Below are 20,387 nucleotides of genomic sequence, written 5' to 3'. Positions count from 1 at the left end.
GATCCGGTATCAGCCGCGCGCTTGCGGCAGCGTGCCTTGCGCCCACTGCCGCAGGGTATCGTGCAGCTTGTGCAGCACGGGCTCCCATTCGCGGTAGCGCTGCTGGCGGAACAGGCGTGTATGCGGGTACCAGGGACTGTCCTCGCGCCCCAGCAGCCAGACCCAATGCGGGTTCACGTCCAGCGGCACCCAGCAGGGCACGCCCAGCGCGCCGGCCAGGTGGGCAGTGGAGGTGCAGACGCTGACGACCAGGTCCAGTTGCGTGATGAAGGCGGCCGAGTCGTTGAAGTCTTCCATCTCCGGCGTCAGGTCGGCGAGCTTGAGGCCGGCCGCGCGGGCTTGTGCCACATCGTCGGCCGCACCGAACTGCAGGCTGTAAAAACTCAGGCCGGGAACGTCGGCGAAGCGGGTGTACGCATCGACACCCACGGCGCGCAGCGGGTTGCGCTGGTGCGTGAGGCTGCCGCTCCAGGCCAGGCCGACGCGCAGCTTGCGGTCGCCGGCCAGGCGTTTTTTCCAGTGCTCGATCCGGCGGGACTCGGGCCGCAGGTAAGGCGCGGGCATCGCCATGTCGTCGGCGCCCAGGCCCAGGTGCAGGGGCAATGACAGCAGCGGGCAATGGCAATCAAAGGGCGCGGAGGCCTTGCGGTCGTCAAAAACCGGGCCGTCCAGCAAGCCCCTGAAGCTGCGGTTCAGCAGCGACTGCAGCGGCTGGTAGGCACACACCAGCAGCCGTCCGCCCTCCGCATGCACCCGCTCGGCCAGGCGCGGCAGGTAGCGCGCGAATTGCAGGATGTCGCCGGCGCCTTGTTCGCCCCACACCAGCAGTGTCCGGCCCCGCAACGGTTCGCCCTGCCAGCGGGGGTGGCGAATCTCCGAGGCCAGGGTGCGCAACTCGGGCGCGCCGGCCCAGCGCGCCTCGTGCAGCGGCCAGCCCTCGGTGAAATCGCCGAGCAGCAGCCTGTGCATGGCCAGGTTCCAGCGCGCGCCGGCGTAGCCCGCATCGAGCGCGAGCGCGTGCCTGAAGCAGGCCTCGGCCTCGTCCCAGCGCTGGTATTCCTTGAGCAGCAGGCCCAGGTTGTTGTGCGCGATGGCGTAACCGGGCGCCAGCGCGCAGGCTTTGCGCAGCTCTGCCTCGGCGCCTTCCAGGTCAAAGCGCATGCGCAGCAGCGCGGCCAGGTTGACGCGCGCCAGCGCATTGTCGGGATGGTCCGCGACCTCCTGCTCGAAGATGGCCTGGGCCTCGTCCTGCCGGCCGGTGTTCATCAGCGCGGCCGCATAGTTGTTGCGCAGCAAGGGGAACTGCGGGGCGTGCGCCAGCAGCGGTTCGTAAATGGCCGCCGCCTCGGCATGCCGCTCCAGGTGCTGCAGGGTGGACGCGCGGTGCAGGCTGACCGCCACGTCATCCGGCTGGCGCTGGGCCAGCAATTCGATCACCGGCAGGGACTCGGCGTGGCGGCCGGTGTCGTACAGCAGCGCATGCCATTCCAGCAATCCATCGTTCGCTTGCGACAACAGGTTGTGCGCGCGACGATAAGCCTCGGAGGCCTCGGCGAGCCGGCCGGTGGCGCGCTCCAGCCGGGCCAGCTCTATCCAGGCCGGGAAAAATTGCGGCTTGAGTTTGAGCGCGTATTCGACTTCACTGCGGCTTTGCGCAAACTGCTGCCTGATGCGCGCCAGCAGCGCCGAGAACACCCGCACCAGCGCGTCTTCGGGACGCTGCCGCAGCACGCCTTGCAATGCGGCCTGAGCGTCTTCAAGCTGTGATTGGTCCAGTAGCCGCTGCACGGCCGCCAGGTCCTCGGGGATGTGGCTGGGGGTGATTTCCAGGGGCGGGGCGGGGGTGTCAGGCATGGCGATACTGACTATAACTGGCCGTTTACGCGCCTGCCGGGGCGTACCTGATTCGCCCGGCTGGGCTATCATCAATCGCACTTGCCGGTCCCGTGCCGCACCCCCGCATCTTCTTCATGCCCCCCGCCATTTCCAGGAAAGCCGATACCCCATGCAACTGCCCACCTACCAGGACGTGATAGACGCCGCCGCGCGCATTGAAGGCCACGCGCACCGCACGCCGGTGCTGCAATCGGCCACCGCCGAGGCGCGCTGGGGCGCCCAATTTTTCTTCAAATGCGAAAACTTCCAGCGCATGGGCGCCTTCAAGTTTCGCGGCGCCTTCAATGCGCTGTCGAAGTTCGACACCGCGCAGCGCAAAGCCGGCGCCATCGCCTTTTCATCCGGCAACCACGCGCAGGCGGTGGCCTTGTCGGCGCGCATGCTGGGCATGCCCGCGGTCATCGTGATGCCGCAGGACGCACCCGCCGCCAAGCTGGCCGCCACGCGCGGCTACGGCGCTGAAGTGGTGCTGTATGACCGCTTCACCGAAGACCGCGAGGCCCTGACCAAAGGCCTGGCCGCCGAGCGCGGCATGACGCTGATCCCGCCCTACGACCACCCCGACGTGATCGCCGGCCAGGGCACGGCCGCCAAGGAATTGTTCGAAGAGGCCGGCGCGCTGGACCGCCTCTACATCTGCCTGGGCGGCGGCGGCCTCACCGGCGGCTCGGCCCTCGCGGCCCGCGCGCTCGCACCCCAGTGCAAGGTCTACGGCGTGGAGCCCGAAGCCGGCGACGACGGCCTGCAGTCGCTGCGCAGCGGCAGCATCGTGCGCATCGCCACCCCCCAAACCATTGCCGACGGCGCGCAAACCCAATACCTGGGCAACTACACCTTCGCCATCATCCGCCGCGACGTCGACGACATCCTCACCGTGAGCGACGCGCAGCTGGTGGACGCCATGCGCTTTTTCGCGGAGCGCATGAAGATGGTGGTCGAGCCCACGGGCTGCCTGTCCTTCGCGGGTGCCTGCAAGGCGCTCGAAGACAAGCCGCCCGCCAAGGGCGAGCGCATAGGCGTCATCGTGAGCGGCGGCAATGTGGATTTGACGCGTTACGCGGAGCTGTTGGGCACGCGCTGATTTTGACCAACATCCTGGGCCGCCGATTCATTTCCCGGGACTTGGCGCCGCTCACAAAGCCCGGCGAAGCGGTCCTGGCCAGGCGCGCCGCCGCAGACAGTGTTACAGCACGGCAAGGCGGCGCAACAACGCCAGGAGGGCTTTTCGAGGGGCGCCCAGCTCAGCGGGTAATGACCACCAGCACGCTGCAAGGCGCATCCGCGATCAGCGATTTGGACACCGAGCCGCGCCACCAGCGCGCCGCCCAGCCTTCGAGGTGCTTGTGCCCGACCACAATCAGGTCGGCTTCAAGCTGCCGCGCGTAGCGGGCGATTTCATCCACGGTTTCGCCGTACAGCACCTCGCCTTGCGCCTCATGGCCTGATTCCATCAGCCGCCGCAAGCCGTCGTTGAGGATGCCCCGGTATTTGTCCCTGTCTTCCTCAATGACGCTTTTTTCATAGATCACGCCCTCCGCCGCGACCACCTGCCGCTGCAGCGGCATCACGGCAATCAGCGTCAACGACGCCTGGCTCCACTGCGCGATGTCGCGGCAATCCAGCAAGGCCTTCTGGCCCGTCGTGGAACCGTCGTAAGCCAGCAAAATTCTCTTGTACATGGTGTACCTCCTGAATAAGGTGACTGGGCATATTGAAGAATATGCCTGCCGGCGGAGGCAGTCAATCGGCCACCCCGGCGCTAGCGGGGCCGTCCTGGTTTTCCAACAAACTGCGTCACCGCCAGCATCAGCGAAGTGCAGGCCACGATCAGGGTTGAGATGGCCGCGATGGTGGGGTCTACCTGGTCGCGCAGGGCATTGAACATGTTGCGGGTGAGGGTGGAGTGGTCGCCGCCTGAGACGAAAAGCGAGACGATGATTTCGTCGAAGGAGGTGAGGAAGGCCAGCACGGCGCCGGTGAAGATGGAAAAGCGTATCTGCGGGAAGGTGACCATGCGGAAGGCTTCGAGGCGCGAGGCGCCCAGGCTGCGGGCGACCATTTCCTGGTTGAGGTCGAAGGTTTTCAGGGCGGAGCTGACGACCATCATGACCACCGGGATGGCGAGCATGCTGTGGGCCAGCACCAGGCCGGCCAGGGTGTTGACGAGCTGCAGCTTGACGTAGGCGTAGAACACGCCGATGCCGATCAGGATGACGGGCACCACCATGGGTGTGAGCAGCAGCAGGGTCAGGTAGCCGGCGTGGCGTATGCGCGAGACCAGCAGGCCGTAGGCGGCCATGGTGCCCAGCGGCGTGGCGACCAGGGCGGTCAGCACGCCGGCTTTCAGCGAAGTGGCCGTGGCCTGCATCCAGGAGGTCGAGCTGAAGTAGCTTTGGTACCAGCGCAGCGACCATTGGCGGGGCGGAAATTCCAGGTACTGCGAGTTGGAAAAACTCATGGGAATCACCAGCAGCGTGGGCATGACCAGGAAGATCATGACCAGCGTCGCAATGACGTAAAGCCAGAGCCGGCCGCCGCGGCTGATCTGCGTTTCGGTGACAGGCCGGCTCAGCCAGCTGTTGTTGTTCTTCTGTTTTCCCATCACGTTCCCCTGTCGCGCAGGGCGTCTTCGAGCCTGACCAGGCGCGACGCCGCGAGGATGAGCAGCAGCGTCAGCAGCAGGAGCACCACACCCAGCGCGCTGGCGGCGCCCCAGTTGAAGAAAATCTCGATGTCGTTGGCGATGCGGCTGGACACCATGATGACCTTGCCGCCGCCCAGCACCGCGGGCGTGATGTAAAAACCCAGGCACAGGATGAAGACGATCAGCGATCCGGTCGCCAGGCCCGGGATGGAGAGCGGGAAGAAAATCTGCCAGAAGGTACGCGTCGGTGATGCGCCCAGGTTGGCTGCGGCCTTGAGGTAATCGCGGTTGATGCCGCGCATGCAGGCATACAGCGGCAGCACGATGAAAGGCAGCATCACGTGCACCGTGCCGATGAGCGTGCCGGTCAGGTTGTGCACGAGTTCCAGCGGCTCGTTCCACAGGCCCAGTTCCATGCCCCAGCTATTGATGAGGCCGCGCCGCTGCAGCAGCACCAGCCAGGCATAGGTGCGCACCAGCAGCGAGGTCCACAGCGGCAGCAGCACGGCGATCATGCAGAGGTTCGCCGCGCGCTTGGGCAGCTCCGACAGGAAATAGGCCAGGGGGTAGCCCAGCAGGATGCAGATGCCGGTGGTCAGGAAGCTGACTTCAAAGGTGACCCAGAAGGTGCGCGCGTAGGAGGGCTGCTCCCACATGCGGCGGTAGTGCTCCAGGCTGAAGCTGCCGGTGTCGGACAGCACCGAGAGGTAGAACAGCCAGCCCACGGGCAGCACCATGATGACAGTGACCAGCAGCACGGCTGGCGAGACCAGTGACAGCAGCGCCCAGCGCTCGCGGCGCGCGCTGCGTGCGAGCGCGTGGGCGTTCGGTGCGGTGTGGGCCGCGGCGTTCATGCGGCGGCTTCCTGCGGCAAGAGCACGGTGTCGTCGACCGCCAGGCCCAGCGTGAGCATGTCGCCGGCCGAGGGGCAGGCGTGGCCGGCATTGCTGCCCGATGCGCCGCGCACGCTGACGATGCTGCCGTCGGCCAGGGCCGCCTGCACCAGCGAGCTGTCGCCCTGGTAGACGGTGGCGTGCACGCGGGCGTTGAGGATGTTGATGCCCGCGCCCAACTGCGCGGCCATGCCGCCGGTGAGAATCTTGAGGCGTTCGGGCCGCAGCATCAGCAGGCGCGGCCCATCCTGGCCGGGGTGGTCGGGTGTGGTAAGCGCCGCGCCGTTGAGCACCACCGCACCGTCGCGCACGGCCACCGGCACAAAGCTGGATTCGCCGATGAACTCGGCCACAAAGCGGTTGGCCGGGCGTTCATAGAGGGCGCGCGGCGTGTCGAGCTGGACGATGCGCCCGCCGTTGATCACGGCGACGCGGTCGGACATGGTGAGTGCCTCGCGCTGGTCGTGGGTGACGTAGACGGTGGTCATGCCCAGCTTGTCGTGCAGCTGGCGCAGCTCGATCTGCATGTGCTCGCGCAGCTGCTTGTCCAGGGCCGAGAGCGGCTCGTCCATCAGCATGATGCGCGGCTCGAAGACCATGGCGCGCGCCAGGGCCACGCGCTGGCATTGCCCGCCCGAGAGCTGGTGCACGCCGCGCTCGCCATAGCCGCCCAGGCGCACCATCTCCAGCGCATGCTCGACGCGGCGCGCCATCTCCTCGCGCTTGACGCCGCGCAGCTTCAGCGGAAACCCCACGTTGCCGGCCACCGTCATGTGCGGAAAGAGCGCGTAGTTCTGGAACACCATGCCGACACCGCGCTTTTGCGGCGGCGTGCAGATGACCTCGGTGTCGCCGAACTTCAGGCTGCCGCTGTCGGGCCGCGTGAAGCCGGCCAGCACCGTGAGCAGCGTGGTCTTGCCGGAGCCTGAGGGGCCCAGCAGGGTGAGGAATTCGCCGCTGCGGATGTCCAGGTCGACGTGGTCCAGGGCATAGGAGGCGCCATAACGCTTGGTCACTTGCCGGAGGGTGATGGGCAGCGACGACTTGTTGCTCATGGATACGCCTTCTTTGTTCTGGACTTCGTTTTGTTCTGTGATCCCACCGGCCCTTGCCTGCACGGGCCGACCCGCCTTTTTACTCGGTCAGCATGTTCTGGTACAGCTCGGAAGCCCTGGCCTCGTTTTTGGTATACCAGTTCAGGTCGATGATCAACTGTTTGGCCGCGTTGTCCGGGTAGGAGGGCAGCGTCTTCGCGTAGGCGGCGGGAATGGCCGGGCCGTCATAGGCTTTTTTGTTGGTCGGCCCGTAGGTGATGTACTTGGTGAACTCGGCCTGGTACTGCGGCTTGCTGATCTCGTTGAGGAACTTGACCGCCAGCGCCTTGTTGGGCGCGCCCTTGGGAATGCCGAAGCAGTCGTAGTCCAGCAGCGCCTGGTTGAAGGTGTAGGCCACCTTGGCGCCGTCCTTGGCGACCACGTCGAAGCGTCCGTTCCAGCCGGTGATCATGTCGACCTCGCCGTCCTTCATGAGCTGGGCATGCTGCGCGCCGGACGACCACCACACGGCGATGCTGGGTTTGAGCTCCTTGATCTTCTTGATGGCGCGTTCAATGCCGCCGGGCGCCGACAGCACCTCGTAGACCTTGTTGGGCGGCACGCCGTCGGCCATCAGCGCGGGTTCCAGCGCGCCGGCCACTCCCTTGCGGTAGGAGCGCTTGCCGGGAAATTTTTTCACGTCCCAGAAGTCGGCCCAGGTCTGCGGGCCCTTGTCGCCGTAGGTCTTGGTGTTCCAGGCCATCACGGTGGAGAACACGTCGCCGCCCACGCAGAACTCCTGCGTGAGGCCGGGCGCGAAGGAGGAGACGTCGATGGCCTTGTAGTCCAGTGGCTCCAGCAAGCCTTCGGAGCCGGCGCGCGCCGCGCTGCCCGAGCCGCTTGCCACGATGTCCCAGGTCACGGCGCCGGCCTTGACCTTCAGGCGCAGGTCGGCGATGCCGGTGTAGGTTTCTTCCTTGATGGTGATGCCCAGCGCCTTGGCGGCGGGCTGGAACAGCGCCTTGCTCTGGCCCTCCTGGTAGGCGCCGCCGAAGGACACGATGGTCAGCTGCGCCGCGGCGTTGCCGCACCACAAGCCGGCCATGGCCATCACCATTGCGAGCATCGCAGCGCGGTTGCGGACCGTTTTGTTCATTGACTTGTTCATCATTGCATTGACTCCTGTTGAACTGACATCCCATAACTCCCCTGAAACCTCGATCACCCCAAATCCCGCGAGCGCCTCAAATACGCGCCGCCACGCTTTTGAGCTTGCTGTAGCTGCGCAGCGCCTCCAGCCCTTTTTCACGGCCGAAGCCGGAGCGCTTGTTGCCGCCGAAGGGCACGGCCACGCCACCGGCGAAGTATTCGTTGATGTAGACCTGTCCCGCATCCACCCGCGCGGCCAGCCGGTGGGCGCTGGCGAAGTCGCGCGTGAAGATGCCCGCGACCAGGCCGAAGTCGGTGCCGTTGGCCAGCGCCACGGCTTCGTCGATGTCGTCAAACACCTGCACGCACAATACGGGCCCGAAAATTTCCTGCTGCACCGCCTCGTCGTCCGGCGCCAGCGCGTCCAGGATGGTGGGCTCGTAAAACCAGCCCTGGCCGGTCAGGGGGTCGGCGGCGCGCCGGCCGCCGCAGCGCACCGCCACACCGCGGGCCCGGGCGCGGTCCACGTAGCCGGCGATCTTGTCCAGGTGGGCCGCGGAGTTCACCGCGCCCATGTCCGCATCGCGCAGCCCGTGGCCCAGGGTCATCTTGCCGGCGCGGGCCGCCAGTCGCTCCACGAAGTCCGCATGGATGCGGCGGTCTATCACCAGGCGCGAGCCGGCCGAGCAGATCTGCCCGGCGTTTTCAAAAATGCCGCCCAGCACGTTCTCAACAGCCTTGTCGATGTCGCAGTCGGCCAGCACCAGCACCGGCGACTTGCCGCCCAGCTCCAGCACCAGGCGCGTCACGTTGGGCGCGGCGCCGCGCATCACGTCCATGCCGGTGGCGACCGAGCCGGTGAAGCTGATGTGGTGCACGCCGGGGTGCCGCACCAGCGCGGCGCCGGCCAGTGCGCCGGTGCCGGTCACCACATTGCAGACACCCGGCGGCAGGCCGGCTTCGACGCACAGCCGGGCCAGCATCAGCGCGGTCAGCGGTGTCTGCTCGGCCGGCTTGGCCACCACGGTACAGCCGGCTGCGAGCGCCGGCGCGATGCCGCGCGCGGCCGAAGACAGCGGGTAGTTCCAGGGAATGATGTGGGCGGTGACACCGACGGGCTCGTGCACGGTGTAGGCCAGATAGTCCTCGCCCAGCGGAATGCTTTCGCCCTGGTGCTTGTCGCAGGCGCCGGCGTAGTACTCAAAAGTCGCCGCCGCGCCGGCGACGTCGCCCAGCGCTTCGGCCAGGCGCTTGCCGCTGTCCAGTGTTTCGGCCACGGCCAGGCGGTCGGCATTGGCGCGTATCAAGCCTGCGACGCGGTAGAGCAGGCGGCCGCGCTGCGCCGGCGTGAGGGCGCGCCATGGGCCGGTGAGCGCGGCCTGCGCGGCGGCCACGGCCGCATCCACGTCGGCCGCATCGCCGGCGGCAAAGCTGGCAAAGGCGCGCCCCGTGCCCGGGTCCAGCGTCTCCATGCGCGCGCCGTTCAGCGAGGGTACAAAAACGCCATTGACCAGGTGGCGGTCCGGCAGGCCGGCGAGCGTGCCGCTCGTCTGCGCTTCGTGCACCAATGCGTTCAAGGGGGTGGCCATGTTCAGGAAATCTCACTTGTCTGGTAGCTGGACTTTGCAAGCCAAGCGGGGTTGATCTCGACCCCCCATCCCGGCGCGTCAGGCAGGGTAACCCGGCCGTCCCGCACGGTGTAGGGTGAACTCACGAACAAACCCTCTTGCCAGGGGTAGTAGTCCGGCCCCTCGATGGACAGCTCCAGGTACTTGCCGGCGTTGGGGATGGCGCACAGCAGGTGCATGGTGAACAGCGTCACCATCGACAGGTTGGCGCTGTGCGGCGTGCAGGGCAGCCCCGCGGACTCGGCCATGCGCGCCACGCGCAGCGTGCGGGCCAGGCCGCCCATGTAGCAGACGTCGGGCTGCACGATGTCCACCGTTTTCGAATCGATGATGTGTTTCCACAGCGGCATGTAGCAGTCCTGCTCGCCGCCGGTCACGTCGATGGACAGCGCTTCGCGCACTTCGCGCGTCTGCTCGAGTTCCCAGTAAGGGCAGGGCTCCTCGAAGTGGCTGATGCCGTGGTCTTCCAGCATGCGGCCGACCTCGATGGCGCGGCGTGGCGAATAGCAGCTGTTGGCGTCCACCAGCAAGGCAGGGCCTTGGCCCAGCGCGCCGCGCATGGCCGCGATGATCTCTTCAGTGCGGCCCGGCCATTCGTCCCTGTCGTGGCCGTATTCCGCGCCCACGCGGAACTTGAAGGCATTGAAGCCGCACTCGTCGCGCAGCGCGAGCATGCGTTTGACTTCATCCTGCGGCGTGATGTCGCGCTTCATGGAAGAGGCGTAGGCGGTGAGCGGTCTGGCGCTGCCGCCTATCAGCTCGCAGACACGTTTGCCTTCGGCCTTGCCGCGCAGGTCCCACAGCGCGGTTTCCACGCCGCAGATGGCGCGGTACAGGTGCGAGCCGGGGAACTTGTGCTCAAGCTCGGCGATGGCGTCGACCAGGCCGTCCACGTCCAGCGCGTCGCGGCCCAGCGACCAGGGCGCAACCTGGCGGTGCAGCACCTGCACGCTGAGGTCGGCGTGGTAGGGCGAGACCTGGCCCCAGCCTTGCGCGCCGTCGTCCGTGGTGACGCGCACAAAGCCCACGAAGGGATCGCAAAAGGTTTCGATTTTCCGGATGAGCATGGAGGAACCCGAGCCGACAAGAGTGTTGGATGCAGCCATCATCTCGCTCAAGTGGATGGCGGAACAGGTCCATTTTGATTAATGCGTGATACCATTTTTCCAAAGATCACTAAGGAAATTTATGGTCAAGCGCGCGGGCGGCTCCCTCTTGCTGTCGATCCGTATCGATCACAGCCACCATCACCCGGTGAGCACGCAGCTGTGCATGGCCTTGCGCGAAATCATCCTTTCCGGCGGCTTCGCCCCCGGCGACCGCCTGCCGGCCAGCCGCACTTTGGCGAACGACCTGGGCGTGTCGCGCACCACGGTGGTCGAGGCCTTCAGCCGCCTCACGGCCGAAGGCCTGATCGATTCGCAAACCGGCTCCGGCACCTTCGTCAGTGCCGTGCTGGGCGCCGACCGGCCCATGCCTTCGAAGGCCAAAGCCTCTTCCCCCGAGCCCGCCGCGCCGCGCCTGTCGGCCGTGATGGAAGACGCCCTCAGCCGTTTTGTCGAACGCCGCCGCCTGCCGCACGCGCCGCGCGCCTTCACCACCGCGCTGCCGGCCTTCGACGTGTTTCCCACGGCGCAGTGGGCCAGGCTGTCGGCGAAGTGGCTGCGCGGCAACCACGATGAAGTCATGGGCTACGGCGACCCCTACGGCGCGCCGCAATTGCGCCGCGCGGTCGCTTCGCACCTGCGCGCCAACCGCGGCATCACCTGCGACCCCGAGCAGGTCTTTATCCTGGGCGGCGCGCAGCAGGCCTTCCACCTGATCGGCTCCATGCTGCTCAATCCCGGCGACAAGGTCTGGTTCGAGAACCCGGGCGCGATAGGCGCGCGCAACAGCCTGGTGGCTTCGGGCGCCGACCTGGTGCCCGTGCCGGTGGACGCCAACGGCCTGCGTGTGGAAGAAGGCCTGCGCCTGGCGCCGCGTTTTCGCCTGGCTTTTGTGACGCCCTCGCACCAGCAGCCGCTGGGTTGCGTGATGAGCCTGGCGCGCCGCTTCGCGCTGCTGCAGGCGGCCGAGCAGGCCGGCGCCTGGGTGATTGAAGACGACTACGACGGCGAATTTTTCTTTGCCGGCCGGCCGCCGCCCACGCTCAAGAGTGTGGACACCACGGGCCGCGTGATTTACGTGGGCACCTTCAGCAAGTCATTGTTTCCCGCGCTGCGCCTGGGCTATGTGCTCGCGCCGCCGGCGCTGGTGGAAACCTTCCGCGCCGTCATGAGCCGTTTCCTGCCGGGCGTTCCCTCGCACACGCAGGGCGTGACGGCGGAGTTCATCGACGAGGGGCATTTTGCGGTGCACGTGCGGCGCATGCGCCACATCTACTTCGAGCGCCATGAGGCGCTGGCTGCCGCGGCCGGCAAACACCTGGGCGGCCTGCTCGACGTGGTGCCGGCCCACAGCGGCCTGCACACCGTGGGCTACCTGGCGCCGCGGCTGGCCGAGGCCGACGTGTCGCAGGAGGCCGACCGGCGCGGCATCACGGTTTCGCCGCTGGGCCGCTTCGCCATCACGCCGCTCAAGGTCAGCGGCCTGGTGCTGGGCTTCGGCAGCAGCCCGCCGCCGGTGATAGAGGCCGGCGTGAAGGTGCTGGCCGACGTGCTGGACAAGCAGCTCAAAGCCAGGCCGCCGCGCGCGGCGCGCAAAGCCCGCGCGGCCTGAGCCGGCGTATGCGGGCACATTCGGGCATATGCGGGTTTGGGATTGGTCTGGCATTTAGTCCAAAACGGACCTGTGCGGCAGGCCACCTGCCGTGAGATGCTCCACCCGGTGACAGAGTTTGATTTCATCATCGTGGGCGCCGGCTCCGCCGGTTGCGTGCTGGCCCATCGCCTCAGCGAATCCGGCGAGCACAGCGTGCTGCTGCTCGAAGCCGGCGGCAGCGAGCAGCGCATCTGGCTGCGCGTGCCCATTGGCTACGGCAAGTCTTTCTACAACCCGGCCGTCAACTGGATGTACCGCGGCGCGCCCGATCCGGGCCTGGCCGGCCGCGAAGCCTACTGGCCGCGCGGCAAGGTGCTGGGCGGCTCCAGCAGCATCAATGCCATGGTGTTCGTGCGCGGCCAGCCGGCCGACTTCGACGAATGGGCGGCGCTGGGCAACACCGGCTGGTCCTGGGACGAGGTGCTGCCCTGGTTCAAGAAACTCGAAGACAACGAACATGGCGCCGATGTCTGGCGCGGCGCCGGCGGGCCGATGCGCGTGAGCGACGTCAGTGCCCAGGTGCACCCGCTGTGCAAGGTGTATTTGCAGGCAGGCTGGGAGGCCGGGCTGCCGCACAACCCCGACCTCAACGGCGCTTCGCAGGAAGGCGTCGGCATCTACCAGATCACCACGCAGGGCGGCCTGCGCGCTTCGGCCGCCAGCGCCTACCTGCGGCCCGCGATGAAGCGCGCCAGACTCAGCGTGCAGACCGATGCGCACGCCACGCGCATCGTGTTCGACGGCCTCAAGGCCAGCGGCGTGGTGTACCGGCAAGGCGGACAGTCACTGTTCGCCCAGGCACGGCGGGAGGTGATTGTGTCGGCCGGCGCCATCAACTCCCCGCAACTGCTGCAGTTGTCGGGCATCGGCCCGGCGGCGCAGCTCAAGGCGCTGGGCGTTGCGGTGGTGCACGATTCACCGGCCGTGGGCCAGCACCTGCAGGACCACCTCTGCATAGACCATCTGTACCGATCGCGAGTGCCCACGCTCAACAACCAGCTCGGCCCCTGGTACGGCAAGCTGTGGGCCGGGCTGCAATACGTGGCGATGCGCAGCGGCCCGCTGGCGCTCAGCGTCAACCAGGGCGGCGGCTTCTTCCGTTCGCGCCCGGGCCTGGCGCGGCCGAATATGCAGCTGTATTTTTCGCCGCTGAGTTACCTCAAGGCCGCGCCCGGCAAACGCGCGTTGATGGCGCCCGACCCCTACCCGGGCTTTCTGCTGAGCGCCCAGCCCTGCAAACCCAGCAGCCGCGGCCAGTTGCGGCTACGTTCCGGCGACCCGATGGCGGCGCCGCTGATAGAGCCCAACTCGCTGGCCACCGCGCATGACGTGCAGGAGATGATGGAAGCCACGCGCTTCCTGCGCCGCCTGGCCGCCACGCCGGCGTTCAGCGCGATCATCGAGCAGGAACTGGTGCCCGGCGCGCAGGTCCAGTCGGATGAGCAGTTGATGGACGACATACGCCAGCGCGCCTCCACCGTGTTCCACCCGGTCAGCACCTGCCGCATGGGCCCGGACCCGGCCACCAGCGTGCTCAACCACCGCCTGCAGGTGCACGGCCTGGCCGGCCTGCGGGTGATCGACGCCTCGGCCTTCCCCTCGCTGACCTCGGGCAACACCAATGCGCCCACGCTGATGCTGGCCGAAAAGGGCGCGGACGAAGTTTTGCGCGATGCGCGCTCCTGAAAGAAAGCCTGTGGACATTCTTGAACATTGCAAGCTGGCGCCTTACTGGTGGGACGAGGTGCCGCGCCGCGAGCTGGCCCAGGCGCCGCTGCCCGCCAGCGTCGACGTGGCGGTCATAGGCGCGGGCTACACCGGCCTGCACGCCGCGCTGCAGACCGCGCGCGGCGGCCGCTCGACCCTGGTGCTGGACGCCGAAGACGCCGGCTGGGGCTGCAGCACACGCAACGGCGGCCAGGTGTCGACCAGCATCAAGCCCAGCTATGAGTTGCTGGCCAGCCGCCACGGCAGCGAAAAAGCCTTTGAGATCCTGCGTGAAGGCCAGCGCTCGCTTGCCTGGGTCGGTGATTTCATCCGCAGCGAAAACATTGATTGCAGCTACGGCCGGGTGGGGCGCTTCCATGCCGCGCACAACGCGGCGCAATATGAGGCGCTGGCAGCCAGGCTGGCGAACCAGCCCAAGGGCCTGGAGGTCGAAGCGCACATGGTGCCGCGCGCCGAGCAGCGCGGCGAACTCGGCAGCGATGCCTACTGGGGCGGGGCGGTTTATACGCAACATTGCTCGGTGCACCCGGCGCGCTACCACCAGGGCCTGCTGGAGCGCGCGCTGGCCGCCGGCGTGCAGGTCGCGCCGCGCAGTCCCGCCACCGGTATCGAGAAACAGGGCAGCCATTTCCTCGTGACGACGCCCAGGGGCACGGTGCGTGCGCGCGACGTGGTGGTCGCCACCAACGGCTACACAGGGAAGGTCACGCCCTGGCTGCGCCGCCGCGTGATCCCCATCGGCAGCTACATGATCGCCACCGAGCCTTTGCCCGAGGGCCTGATGGACCGCCTGATGCCGCGCAACCGCATCGTCAGCGACACGCGCAAGGTGGTCTATTACTACCGCGCCTCGCCGGACCGCAAACGCATACTCTTCGGCGGCCGCGTGTCGCACCAGGAAACCGACAGCCGCGTGAGCGGGCCGCTGCTGCATGCCGACATGGTGAAGATTTTCCCTGAGCTGGCCGGCGTGGGCATCAGCCATTCCTGGTCCGGCCTGGTGGCTTATACCTTTGATGAGCTGATGCACGTCGGGTTGCATGACGGGCTTTATTACGCCATGGGCTATTGCGGCGCGGGTGTGGGCACATCGAGCTACTTCGGCATGCGGGTGGGGCAGCAGGTGCTGGGGCTCAAGGAAGGGCGCACGGCGCTGGATGGGCTGGCCTTTCAGACCCGGCCGTTTTATACCGGAAATCCCTGGTTCCTCGCCGCGTCGGTCCGCTACTACCGCTGGCGTGACCAGCGCGGTGTTTAAAAACCATCTGGAAAAACCATGACCATCCGCAAACTCGATTCACCTTCCATGCTGCAAAGCGGCGCGCTGCAGGACTGGGGCACGGTGGGCATGCCGCTCAGCGAACCAGCCTGCACGCTGCGCGGCGAAAAGATGGTGCTGCCGCTCGACGGCCAGCCCGAGGTCGGCCTCTGGGAGTGTTCAGCGGGCAGTTACCGCCGGCAGGTGCGTTCAGCCGAAGCCATGCATGTGCTCAGCGGCAGCGCGGTGTTCACGCCGGACGGCGGCGCACCCGTGGCGCTGCGCCAGGGTGACGTGTATTTCTTTCCGGCTGAAACGACAGGCGTGTGGGACATCCAGGCCACCATGCGCAAGGTCTACGTGCTGTTCAATCCCCACTAGCGCGCACTAGTCCGGATGCCGCCCGCACTCAGGTGCAGCGTGCGGTCGGCGCGCGCGGCGGCGGCTTCCGAATGGGTGACGAGCACCAGCGAGGCGCCTTGCCCGCGCGTCTGTGCGATCAGCGCGTCCATCACCAATGCGGCGGTGCCCGGGTCCAGGTTGCCGGTGGGTTCGTCGGCCAGCAGCAGGCTGGGTTTGTGCACCAGCGCGCGCGCGATCGCCACGCGCTGCAATTGCCCGCCGCTGAGTTGCTGCGGCAGCCGCCCGCCCAGGCCGCCCAGGCCCACGGCTTCGAGCATGGCTTCCACGCGGGCGGGGTCGGGCTGCTCCAGCAGCAACAGCGGCAGCGCCACGTTTTGCGCCACGTCCAGGTGCGGCAGCACATGGAAGGCCTGGAAGACAAACCCGACGTGGCGGCGGCGCAGCAGGGCACGCTGGTCGTCGCTGAGGGCGCCCAGGTCCTGGCCCTTGAGTTGCACCGTGCCCTCGTCCCAGCTGTCCAGCCCGGCCATGCAGTTGAGCAGCGTGGATTTGCCCACGCCCGATTCGCCGACGATGGCGACGAATTCGCCGGGCGCGACATCCAGCGAGACATGGCTGAAGACCACCGCATCGCCGTAGCGTTTGGCCAGCTCGCGGACCTGCAGGTTGTTCATGCGCGGCCTTTCGCCTGCGTTGGTGTTTGTGTGTCGACGAGTTCCAGCACCTGTTGCAACGCATCGGGTGCATCGCAAGCGACCACCCGGCGCTGCGGCATGGAGCGTAACCAGGTGATCTGGCGCTTGGCGAGCTGGCGCGTGGCGAAGATGCCCTTGTCGCGCAGCTCGCTCATGGGGTAAGCACCGTCCAGCGCTTCCCAGGCCTGGCGATAGCCGACGCAGCGCATGGAGGGCAGGTCGGAATTCAGGTCGCCGCGCGCGCGCAGGGCTTTGACTTCGGCTATGAAGCCGGACGCGAGCATGGCGTCAAAGCGCTGGGCGATGCGTTCATGGAGCCAGGCGCGGTCTTGCGGTTCCAGAGAAACCAGCACCGGCGCAGTAACGTCGCCGCTGTTCGCCGCGGATTTTTTGGCCGCACCTTGCGCATGGAAAAAAGACAGCGGCTGGCCCGACACACGGAACACCTCGAGCGCGCGCGAGATGCGCTGCGAGTCATTGGGCGCCAGCCGCGCGGCCGTGGCCGGGTCGACGCGGGCGAGTTCGGCGTGCAGCGCGGGCCAGCCTTGCGCGGCCGCTTCGTCGGCCAGCACGGCGCGCACGGCGGCGTCGGCCTTGGGCATGTCGTCCAGGCCGTCGAACAAGGCCTTGAAGTAGAGCATGGTGCCGCCCACCAGCAGCGGCAGCTTGCCGCGCGCGCTGATCTCGTCGATCAGGCGCTGGGCATCGGCCACGAACTCGGCGGCGCTGTAGGCCTGCAGCGGGTCACGGATGTCGATGAGGTGGTGCGGCACGGCGGCGAGTTCATCAGGCGTGGGCTTGGCCGTGCCTATGTCCATGCCGCGGTAGACCAGGGCCGAGTCGACGCTGATGATCTCGACAGCGTGGCGCTGCGCAATCGCCATCGCGGCGGCGGTCTTGCCGGACGCGGTGGGCCCGGCGATGCAGATGTAGGGGACGCTCACGGGTTTCCTGCTGCGGCCTCAGGCCCTGGCGGCGGCCTCGTGCGCGGGCTCGCCGTATTTGCGCACCACGGTCCAGGCCGACGTGGCGATCAAGGCGCTCCAGAACCAGATGCCGTGTGTCAGCGGCCGCACCGTGCCGTCCATGTGGGTGCCCAGCCAGCCGCCCATGCCGAAGGCCACCAGCATCATCAAGAAGCCGTTGAGCGCCGAGGCCGCGCCGGCCGCCTGGGGGAAGGGGCCGACGGCGCCGCTCTGGCCGCAGGGCTGGTGCACACCGTGGCCCAGCATGAAGAGGTAGTAAGGCAGCATGATGGCCCAGACGTTTTGCACGCCGGCCCAGGCCAGCACGCCCATGGTGGTGCCGGCGGTCAGGCTCAGGCAGGCGGCAATCGCCACCGAGCGGCGCACGCCGAAGCGCGGCAGCAGGCGCCGGCAGATGAAGGTGCCGGTGAGGTAGCAAAAGCACATCGAGAACATCACCAGGCCGTAGCCCGTTTTGCTGAGGCCCAGCACCTGGATGAAGACGAAGGACGAAGTCGCCAGGAAGGTGAACAGCCCGCCGTAGGAGGCCGCGGTCAGCGCCGAAAAAGCCAGGAAGGTGGGGTTGCGCAGGATGGTGAGCCAGGTGCGCAGCAGCGTGGCGGGGTGCAGGGCCCGCGGGTTTTTGCGTGCCAGGGTTTCTTCAAAACGCAGGCCGACCAGCGCCAGCGTGGCCGCGCCGAACACGGCCAGCGCCGCCAGCGCGATGCGCCAGCCGTAGAACTCCGACAGCAGGCCGCCCAGCGGCGCGCTGACGCAGGCCAGCACGCCCAGGCCGCTCAGGCCCTTGGACATGACGCGCGCGCCCTCAAGCGGCTGGTACAGGTCGCGCACGATGGCGCGCGCACACATGACGACCGCGCCCATGGCCGCGCCCTGCACCACGCGCCAGGCGATCAGCATGGCCATCGACGGCGCGAAGGTGCTCCCGACGGAGGCCAGCGTGTAGGCGGCCAGGCCCCAGAGCAGGATGGGGCGGCGCCCGAAGCGGTCGGACAGCGGGCCCCAGATCAGTTGTGACGTGCCGAAGGCCAGCAGCAATGCACTGAGCGTGAGCTGGGCCTGCGACATGGGCGCGCCGAAACCCTGGGTGAGCGCGGGCAGGGCGGGCAGGTAGAGGTCGGTGGTGACGGGCTGTATGCCCAGCAGCATCGACAAAATGAGCACGATCAGCCCGGTCGGCATGGAGGTGGGCGCGGCCGCGGGGATGGCCGGGATTTTCGGGGCGGGCAGGGAAGGCGGTGAGGGGGCGGACATCCACCTGAGGGTATCAGATTGACGGCCGGGAACGGCCGCCGGGGCCGGGCATGGCGCCCGGCTATTTCATGTCGAAAAGCCGGGCCAGCGCCTGCTTGTATTGCGGCTGGCCGACCATGTTGGTGTCGTGGTGCGAACCGCCTTCGACCAGCATGAAGAGCTTGGGCTCGGCGGCCGCGTCATAGAGCTTGCGCCCCAGGTCGGGCAGGATGAGCCGGTCTTCACCGCCGTGCACCACCAGCAGGGGCGAGCCGATCTTGTCGACCTTGCGCACGGCTTCGAAGCGCTGGGTGATCAGCAGCGACACCGGCATCCAGCCCCATTGGGAACTGCTCACCACGTCGGCAATGGAGGTGAACGTGCCTTCGACGATGGTGCCGCGTTCGTCTTTGACCTCGGTCGCCAGGTTGATGGCGATGGGCCCGCCCAGCGAGTGGCCGAAGATGTAACGCGGCCGGTCGGGGTATTTTTTCGCCAGCCAGTCCCAGGCGGCGCGGGCGTCTTCATAGGCGGACTTTTCGGACGGCAGCTCCTGCGTGCTTTTGCCGAAACCGCGGTAGTCGATGGCCAGCACCGAAAAGCCCAGCTCCTGCATGCGGCGCATGCGCGGCGCCGAGCCGGTGACGTTGTAGCGCGCGCCGTGCAGGTAGAGCAGCACCGGCGCCTTGGCGGCATCGGGCCGGTCGCTGGCCAGCCACAGGCCGTGCAGGCGAACCGGGTGGTCGTTGGCGGCGGTGTAGTCGACCCAGACGTCGTCCATGCCCACGGCGGCCGCCGCGCCGCCGCTCCAGGTGCGGTCGCTGGGCTGGAAGATCCAGGTGCGTTGTTTCTCGTCGAGGGTCGCGCAGCCCGCCAGCATCGCCAGCGCCGCGCAGCAGGTTGCAAAAAAGTGCCAGCGTTTCATGGTCATGACTGAGTGCCTTGTGCCGAAAAAGTTCTCGTGGCTGGTGTTTCCCCCTACGCGAACAGGTTCTTGTGACTACAGCATGCAATTCTTGCGCCCGTATGCCGCCTGGGCCGTCACCGTGCGGTGAAGTTATGAAAAGCTGGGACCGGAGCCGCCTCTAGCGGCCGCGCATGAAGAGCGAATCCAGCTCTTTGATGCTGACCTGGCGCCAGGTCGGCCGGCCGTGGTTGCACTGGTCGGAGCGCTCGGTGGCTTCCATCTGGCGCAGCAGGGCGTTCATTTCGTCCAGTGTGAGCTTGCGGTTGGCGCGCACCGCGCCGTGGCAGGCCATGGTCGACAGCAGCTCGTTCTGCGCGCGCTGTATCACCGTGCTGGCGTCGTGCTGGGCCAGTTCGGCCAGCACGCTGCGGGCCAGTTCCACCGCGTCGCCCTGCGCCAGGCTGGTGGGCACGGCGCGCACCGCCAGGGTCTTGGGTGAAAACGGCGTGATCTCCAGGCCCAGCGTCGCCAGGGTCTGGGCGCTGGCCTCGGCCGTGGCGACTTCCTGCGGGCTGGCGGCAAAAGTGGCGGGGATCAGCAGCGGCTGGCTGGCCAGGCTGGCGCCTTCGCCGCCGTCCATCTGGGTCTTCAGGCGCTCGTAAACAATGCGCTCGTGGGCCGCATGCATGTCCACGATGACCAGGCCCTGGGTGTTTTCGGCCAGCACGTAAATGCCCTGCAACTGGGCAATCGCGCGGCCCAGCGGCCAGTCGCCGGGGGGCAGGGGGATGAAGTCGGCGGGATTTGACGCACCATTGGTGGGCGCGGTGGGCGCGGTGGGGGCGGCTGCGGGTGCATAGGCTGGTGCAGCCGCGAAGCCGCCTGCTTCAACGCGGCCTTCGCCCGCTCGCGGGGTGGGCCACATGGCCTCGAAGTCGGAGACCCGGCTGCCGCCATTGCTTCCGTTTGCCGCGAAATTCATGGCGGGTTGCGCCCATCCCTGGCGCGAAAACGCCTGGGGTGAGTCGGAGGCGGCATCCGTGGCCGTTCCTGCCAGCCCCGAGTCCGCCGCAACGGTGGAGCGCGGAATCGCCAGTGCGTTTTCGGTCGCGTGGCGCACCGCCTGGTGCACCTCACGGCTGTCGCGAAAACGCACCTCGATCTTGGTCGGGTGCACGTTGACGTCGACACGGCTGGGATCGATCTCGACATA

Annotated in this window: 17 protein-coding genes and 1 pseudogene; 5 read left to right on the top strand and 13 right to left on the bottom strand. The window is 67.5% G+C overall.

The features are described 5' to 3' along the window. Positions 1 to 9: 9 nt before the first annotated feature. Complete coding sequence (locus ACLV8F_RS20060; protein ID WP_411885963.1) at positions 10 to 1,854, bottom strand: tetratricopeptide repeat protein; 1,845 nt, start codon at positions 1,852 to 1,854, stop codon at positions 10 to 12. A 151-nt stretch (positions 1,855 to 2,005) separates the two neighbouring features. Here ACLV8F_RS20060 and ACLV8F_RS20055 point away from each other — a divergent pair, with 151 nt between their 5' ends. Beyond that, a complete protein-coding gene (locus ACLV8F_RS20055; RefSeq protein WP_411885962.1) occupies positions 2,006 to 2,977 on the top strand; it encodes a threo-3-hydroxy-L-aspartate ammonia-lyase in 972 nt (323 codons plus the stop codon). Positions 2,978 to 3,137: 160 nt separating this feature from the next. Here the strand turns inward: ACLV8F_RS20055 and ACLV8F_RS20050 are convergent, their stop codons facing one another. From ACLV8F_RS20050 to ACLV8F_RS20020, 7 genes are all read right to left on the bottom strand, one after another. Next, a complete protein-coding gene (locus ACLV8F_RS20050) occupies positions 3,138 to 3,575 on the bottom strand; it encodes a universal stress protein (protein WP_411885961.1) in 438 nt (145 codons plus the stop codon). Positions 3,576 to 3,655: 80 nt separating this feature from the next. After that, positions 3,656 to 4,498, bottom strand: a complete 843-nt coding sequence (locus ACLV8F_RS20045; protein WP_411885960.1) for an ABC transporter permease — start codon at positions 4,496 to 4,498, stop codon at positions 3,656 to 3,658. Further along, positions 4,498 to 5,394: an ABC transporter permease gene (locus ACLV8F_RS20040; RefSeq protein WP_411885959.1), complete on the bottom strand. Its 897-nt coding sequence runs from the start codon at positions 5,392 to 5,394 to the stop codon at positions 4,498 to 4,500. The genes ACLV8F_RS20045 and ACLV8F_RS20040 overlap by 1 nt, the downstream gene beginning before the upstream one ends. Continuing rightward, positions 5,391 to 6,488 (bottom strand): ABC transporter ATP-binding protein, encoded by a 1,098-nt coding sequence (locus ACLV8F_RS20035; protein WP_411885958.1) that lies wholly within the window; start codon positions 6,486 to 6,488, stop codon positions 5,391 to 5,393. The genes ACLV8F_RS20040 and ACLV8F_RS20035 overlap by 4 nt, the downstream gene beginning before the upstream one ends. A 79-nt stretch (positions 6,489 to 6,567) precedes the next feature. Further along, entirely contained in the window at positions 6,568 to 7,623 is a 1,056-nt protein-coding gene (locus tag ACLV8F_RS20030) for an ABC transporter substrate-binding protein (RefSeq protein ID WP_411885957.1), read from the bottom strand. 88 nt (positions 7,624 to 7,711) lie between these two features. Then, entirely contained in the window at positions 7,712 to 9,205 is a 1,494-nt protein-coding gene (locus ACLV8F_RS20025; protein WP_411885956.1) for an aldehyde dehydrogenase family protein, read from the bottom strand. Between the two features lie 2 nt (positions 9,206 to 9,207). Continuing rightward, entirely contained in the window at positions 9,208 to 10,350 is a 1,143-nt protein-coding gene (locus ACLV8F_RS20020) for a mandelate racemase/muconate lactonizing enzyme family protein (protein WP_411885955.1), read from the bottom strand. Between the two features lie 82 nt (positions 10,351 to 10,432). Between ACLV8F_RS20020 and ACLV8F_RS20015 the strand changes: the two genes are divergently transcribed. The 4 genes from ACLV8F_RS20015 (at position 10,433) to ACLV8F_RS20000 (ending at position 15,371) form a co-directional block, all read left to right on the top strand. Continuing rightward, positions 10,433 to 11,962, top strand: a complete 1,530-nt coding sequence (locus ACLV8F_RS20015) for a PLP-dependent aminotransferase family protein (RefSeq protein WP_411885954.1) — start codon at positions 10,433 to 10,435, stop codon at positions 11,960 to 11,962. Between the two features lie 108 nt (positions 11,963 to 12,070). Continuing rightward, complete coding sequence (locus ACLV8F_RS20010; RefSeq protein ID WP_411885953.1) at positions 12,071 to 13,690, top strand: GMC family oxidoreductase; 1,620 nt, start codon at positions 12,071 to 12,073, stop codon at positions 13,688 to 13,690. Positions 13,691 to 13,700: 10 nt separating this feature from the next. Next, positions 13,701 to 14,990: an NAD(P)/FAD-dependent oxidoreductase gene (locus tag ACLV8F_RS20005; protein WP_411885952.1), complete on the top strand. Its 1,290-nt coding sequence runs from the start codon at positions 13,701 to 13,703 to the stop codon at positions 14,988 to 14,990. An 18-nt stretch (positions 14,991 to 15,008) separates the two neighbouring features. Continuing rightward, entirely contained in the window at positions 15,009 to 15,371 is a 363-nt protein-coding gene (locus ACLV8F_RS20000; RefSeq protein ID WP_411885951.1) for a cupin domain-containing protein, read from the top strand. Here the strand turns inward: ACLV8F_RS20000 and ACLV8F_RS19995 are convergent. From ACLV8F_RS19995 to mutL, 5 genes and pseudogenes are all read right to left on the bottom strand, one after another. Next, positions 15,368 to 16,027 (bottom strand): ABC transporter ATP-binding protein, encoded by a 660-nt coding sequence (locus ACLV8F_RS19995; protein WP_411885950.1) that lies wholly within the window; start codon positions 16,025 to 16,027, stop codon positions 15,368 to 15,370. The two genes, ACLV8F_RS20000 and ACLV8F_RS19995, sit on opposite strands and share 4 nt — an antisense overlap. Beyond that, complete coding sequence (gene miaA, locus ACLV8F_RS19990) at positions 16,024 to 16,932, bottom strand: tRNA (adenosine(37)-N6)-dimethylallyltransferase MiaA (protein WP_411885986.1); 909 nt, start codon at positions 16,930 to 16,932, stop codon at positions 16,024 to 16,026. The genes ACLV8F_RS19995 and miaA overlap by 4 nt, the downstream gene beginning before the upstream one ends. Positions 16,933 to 17,010: 78 nt before the next feature. Further along, positions 17,011 to 18,288 (bottom strand): multidrug effflux MFS transporter, encoded by a 1,278-nt coding sequence (locus tag ACLV8F_RS19985; protein WP_411885949.1) that lies wholly within the window; start codon positions 18,286 to 18,288, stop codon positions 17,011 to 17,013. Between the two features lie 61 nt (positions 18,289 to 18,349). Continuing rightward, on the bottom strand, positions 18,350 to 19,192 hold the full coding sequence (locus ACLV8F_RS19980; RefSeq protein WP_411885948.1) for an alpha/beta hydrolase: 843 nt from the start codon (positions 19,190 to 19,192) through the stop codon (positions 18,350 to 18,352). A 160-nt stretch (positions 19,193 to 19,352) separates the two neighbouring features. Beyond that, positions 19,353 to 20,387: pseudogene (gene mutL, locus ACLV8F_RS19975) on the bottom strand (DNA mismatch repair protein MutL); the annotation flags it as partial.

It is taken from the genome of Polaromonas sp. YR568, from assembly GCF_943369675.1.
Taxonomy (GTDB): Bacteria; Pseudomonadota; Gammaproteobacteria; order Burkholderiales; family Burkholderiaceae_C; genus Polaromonas.
Note: the sequence above shows the minus strand (reverse complement) of the source record. Positions and strands in the feature narration are given on the sequence as shown.

What these genes read in the sequence shown, in the direction of transcription:
- ACLV8F_RS20060 (WP_411885963.1), bottom strand. Translation starts at nt 1,854, where the DNA reads ATGCCTGACACCCCCGCCCCGCCCCTGGAAATCACCCCCAGCCACATC.
- ACLV8F_RS20055 (WP_411885962.1), top strand. Translation starts at nt 2,006, where the DNA reads ATGCAACTGCCCACCTACCAGGACGTGATAGACGCCGCCGCGCGCATT.
- ACLV8F_RS20050 (WP_411885961.1), bottom strand. Translation starts at nt 3,575, where the DNA reads ATGTACAAGAGAATTTTGCTGGCTTACGACGGTTCCACGACGGGCCAG.
- ACLV8F_RS20045 (WP_411885960.1), bottom strand. Translation starts at nt 4,498, where the DNA reads ATGGGAAAACAGAAGAACAACAACAGCTGGCTGAGCCGGCCTGTCACC.
- ACLV8F_RS20040 (WP_411885959.1), bottom strand. Translation starts at nt 5,394, where the DNA reads ATGAACGCCGCGGCCCACACCGCACCGAACGCCCACGCGCTCGCACGC.
- ACLV8F_RS20035 (WP_411885958.1), bottom strand. Translation starts at nt 6,488, where the DNA reads ATGAGCAACAAGTCGTCGCTGCCCATCACCCTCCGGCAAGTGACCAAG.
- ACLV8F_RS20030 (WP_411885957.1), bottom strand. Translation starts at nt 7,623, where the DNA reads ATGAACAAAACGGTCCGCAACCGCGCTGCGATGCTCGCAATGGTGATG.
- ACLV8F_RS20025 (WP_411885956.1), bottom strand. Translation starts at nt 9,205, where the DNA reads ATGGCCACCCCCTTGAACGCATTGGTGCACGAAGCGCAGACGAGCGGC.
- ACLV8F_RS20020 (WP_411885955.1), bottom strand. Translation starts at nt 10,350, where the DNA reads ATGGCTGCATCCAACACTCTTGTCGGCTCGGGTTCCTCCATGCTCATC.
- ACLV8F_RS20015 (WP_411885954.1), top strand. Translation starts at nt 10,433, where the DNA reads ATGGTCAAGCGCGCGGGCGGCTCCCTCTTGCTGTCGATCCGTATCGAT.
- ACLV8F_RS20000 (WP_411885951.1), top strand. Translation starts at nt 15,009, where the DNA reads ATGACCATCCGCAAACTCGATTCACCTTCCATGCTGCAAAGCGGCGCG.
- ACLV8F_RS19995 (WP_411885950.1), bottom strand. Translation starts at nt 16,027, where the DNA reads ATGAACAACCTGCAGGTCCGCGAGCTGGCCAAACGCTACGGCGATGCG.
- miaA (WP_411885986.1), bottom strand. Translation starts at nt 16,932, where the DNA reads ATGGCGATTGCGCAGCGCCACGCTGTCGAGATCATCAGCGTCGACTCG.
- ACLV8F_RS19985 (WP_411885949.1), bottom strand. Translation starts at nt 18,288, where the DNA reads ATGTCCGCCCCCTCACCGCCTTCCCTGCCCGCCCCGAAAATCCCGGCC.
- ACLV8F_RS19980 (WP_411885948.1), bottom strand. Translation starts at nt 19,192, where the DNA reads ATGAAACGCTGGCACTTTTTTGCAACCTGCTGCGCGGCGCTGGCGATG.